Annotated in this window: 1 protein-coding gene; it reads left to right on the forward strand. The window is 32.1% G+C overall.

Going from position 1 to position 383, the window contains the following annotated elements; genetic code table 11:
- Positions 1–128: 128 nt before the first annotated feature.
- Positions 129–383, forward strand: a 255-nt coding sequence (locus R0J87_RS18785; protein WP_498888101.1) for a hypothetical protein, incomplete at its 3' end; no start/stop codon positions are given.

Here is a 383-nt window from a genome sequence, read left to right on the forward strand (position 1 = left end):
GGCATTGGAACTATGATGTTAGAGTAGAAGCTGGTGAGGAGGCTTCCTCTAAAATTAAACCTATCTACAATATTGAAAACTATAACAATCGTAAAAGAGTGTTTGAAAAGCAGAAAAAGGAGAATAACATGAAAACTGACGATACTAGAATCGATTATGAAAGTTACTTAAACAAAACAGATGTTATTGACAAGTATTTTAGAATGGAGTGGGGTAAATACACATCTGTTAAATCAGTTGCAGACTTCTTGAATGTCAGTTATCCATACTTAACTTCAATTATTAGAAACAACTTCAAAGAATTGAAAAAAGACGGGGTTAGAAAACTGACAGGATGGGATTTAATTAACTTCAAAAAAGAACATGACTTAAATGGAGTGAAG

This window comes from Halomonas sp. SIMBA_159 (genome assembly GCF_046536035.1).
Taxonomy (GTDB): Bacteria; Pseudomonadota; Gammaproteobacteria; order Pseudomonadales; family Halomonadaceae; genus Vreelandella; species Vreelandella venusta_A.